Origin of the sequence: Deinococcus sp. (assembly GCF_018260555.1) — a bacterium.
Classification (GTDB): Bacteria; Deinococcota; Deinococci; order Deinococcales; family Deinococcaceae; genus Deinococcus.
The window spans coordinates 1-2,599 of record NZ_JAGLBB010000130.1 but is presented as its reverse complement, the minus strand read 5'-3'; the positions used below and the strand labels follow the sequence as shown (position 1 = coordinate 2,599).

The 2,599-nt window shown below is 73.6% G+C and carries 3 protein-coding genes and 1 pseudogene; 2 read left to right on the top strand and 2 right to left on the bottom strand.

The genetic code is table 11. The features are described 5' to 3' along the window. Both QZ271_RS14225 and QZ271_RS14220 read right to left on the bottom strand, forming a co-directional pair. The coding region (locus tag QZ271_RS14225; protein ID WP_291432584.1) for a hypothetical protein at positions 1-481 on the bottom strand (481 nt) is incomplete at its 3' end. 135 nt (positions 482-616) lie between these two features. Then, positions 617-772 (bottom strand): hypothetical protein, encoded by a 156-nt coding sequence (locus QZ271_RS14220; protein WP_291432582.1) that lies wholly within the window; start codon positions 770-772, stop codon positions 617-619. Between the two features lie 320 nt (positions 773-1,092). On the opposite strand from QZ271_RS14220, the gene QZ271_RS14215 reads away from it, so the two are divergent. Together QZ271_RS14215 and QZ271_RS14210 are read left to right on the top strand one after the other, a co-directional pair. After that, complete coding sequence (locus QZ271_RS14215) at positions 1,093-2,019, top strand: MoxR family ATPase (protein ID WP_291432580.1); 927 nt, start codon at positions 1,093-1,095, stop codon at positions 2,017-2,019. Next, a pseudogene (locus QZ271_RS14210) lies at positions 2,016-2,599 on the top strand (hypothetical protein); the annotation flags it as partial. The gene QZ271_RS14215 and the pseudogene QZ271_RS14210, both read left to right, overlap by 4 nt.

The window sequence follows — 2,599 nt, the reverse complement described above, 5'->3', positions numbered from 1 at the left end:
GGCGGTCGAGCAGCGCCGTGTAGCGCAGTTCGGTGTCCGGCGCGCCGCCCGCCCAGGGAGTCGCAGCGGCCACGGCAGCCAGTACCTGCCGCTGCGCGGGCGTCTGGGCCAGGGCCAGCAGCGTCTCGCGGGCGCGGATGCGGGCCACGCGGGCCTCGCGTTCCGCGCGGCGGCGGGCCAGCACGGCCAGCGCCTCCGGATCGGGCCGGGCATCCTGTGCGGCGCGGCGTTCGGTGATCAGGCGTTCCAGGCGGGCGTCGGCACGCTCGCCCAGGCGGGTGCGGGCCTCGGTTCCAGCGGCGCGCAGGCGTTCGGCGGCGCTATCGACCGGGCCGCGCAGCACGCTGCTGGCGGCCCGCCGGGCAGTCTGCACGGGGTCGCGGGCGCCACTGGGACCAACGTCGGTGGGGTCCGCGTCGGTCAGGACGCGGCCCAGGCGGATCAGGGTGTTCAGGGTGCGGCCAGTCTTGCTACGGCTCATGGGGCCTCCGGGAGTGCGGTGGGTGAGGGTGGGCGTCGGCCCGTTACTGCGCCCAGTCTGCCGCAGCCGCGCGTGACTTTCATCCTGCCGGGGGTGCCCGTCCCTTCACCTGTGCGGCCTTCACCTGGGCGGCCTTCACCTGGGCGGCCTGCGGCAGCAGGGAAGGGGCAGCAGGCTGCCCAGAGCAGGCAGAACGATGTTCTCGCCGTCCCGGTGCGCCTGCGCGAAGCGCTGCCCGAAGTGCAGGCCGAAGTGCAGGCCGGAGAACAGGGCGATCGGCGTGCAGAGCATCAGGGGCAACGTTCTGGTGGAACGCCACGCTGTTGCCTCTTACCGTCCCGTCACCGGCCCCACCGCACCCGAAACTCGCGGCCCGAACCGGCTGGAGCCGCGCCAGGAGAGAGAAACATGTCTTGTAAGAATTGCCGTCATCGGCGCCGTGGCTGGTCCGTTCACAACCTGCCACAGCGCCGCCTTGCCAGCTCCAGGCCCGGAACCCGCCCCTCTCCTGCTCGCCCTGCCCGGGTTGAACGGTTTTTCAGACCCTTCAACCGGAGTCCGGATCAGACGGGTGCGCCGCGCCTGCCCCTGCCCACCGACCCGAGGGCCGCGTGAACGCTGCGCGGCCCGCCACGGACCCGTGGCCCAGTCCCGCTGACCTGCAAGGGGCATTCCTGACCCGCGGGTACGTGGCCGACGACGCCCTGGCGACCGCGCTGCGGCTGGTCATGGCGCTCGGCAAGCCGCTGCTGCTGGAAGGTCCGGCCGGGGTCGGAAAGACCGAGGCCGCCAAGACGCTGGCCGCCACCCTCGGCACGCGCCTGATCCGACTGCAATGCTACGAGGGACTGGACGCGCAGTCGGCGCTGTACGAGTGGAATTACGCGCGGCAACTGCTGCACCTGCGCGCCGCCGAGCTGGGCGGGCTGGGCAACGTGACCGACGAGGACCTGTACAGCGAGCGCTTTCTGATGGCCCGCCCGCTGCTGCAGGCCATCCGCGAGGAGCGCGCCCCGGTGCTGCTGATCGACGAGGTGGACCGCGCCGACGACGCCTTCGAGGCCTTCTTACTGGAACTGCTGGCCGAGTGGCAGATCACCGTGCCGGAACTGGGCACCATCAAGGCCCGCACGCGCCCGCACGTGATCCTGACCAGTAACCGCTCGCGGGAACTGAGTGACGCGCTGCGCCGCCGCTGCCTGTACCACTGGACCGAGTACCCCAGCCGCGCGCAGGAACTGGCGATCGTGCACGCGCGCCTGCCGGGCGTGAACGGCACGCTGGCGCGGCAGGTCACGGACGCCGTGCACGCCCTGCGCGCCCTGCCGCTGGGCAAACCGCCGGGCGTGGCGGAAACGCTGGACTGGGCGGCGGCGCTGGTCAGCCTGCACGCCGATCACCTGGACGCCCCTGGCATCCGCGCGACGCTGGGCGCGGTCCTGAAACTGCGGGAGGATCAGCTGCTGGCCGCGCCGACGCTTCAGGGACTGGCCGCGCAGGCGGCGGGCCAGGCGTCGGGCCAGGCGTCGGGCACGTGAGCGGGGGTGAGGTCACCCCGCTGGACCTGGCGGCGCAGGTATCGGCGTTCACGGCGCGGTTGCGGGACCGGCACAGCTTCCTGATCGGACCGGGCGAGACGGCCGACGCGCTGCGGGCGCTGGGCGCGGTAGACGTACTGGAGCGCCGCGAGGTGCGCGGGGCGCTGCGCTCGGTCCTGAGTGCCAGCCCCGAGCAGGCGCGGCTGTTCGACCAGGAATTCAATGCCTTCTTCCGGGTAGAGGGCGCGGCGCAGCCGAGCCTGCCGCTGCCGCAAACGAAAGCGCCCGCCGCCGCGCAGCAGACCGGGGACGGACTGCCGCCCGCGCCGAAACCCACCCGCGCGCCCGTCCCGAACAACGCGCCGGACTCCAACAACGCTCTGGACCCAGCCGAGGACGCGCCGGACGGTCAGGCACCGGGCCAGCCGCTGCCCGGAGACGACACCGCCCCGCCGGACGGCGCGGCCGCGCCCAGCCTGCGCGCCCGCCTGAGCCCGAACGCCGCGCCAGGACAGGCCGTGCAGGCGGGCGGCGACGACCTGCCGGAACTGCTGCGGGCCGCGTCGGCGCTGGTGCGGTG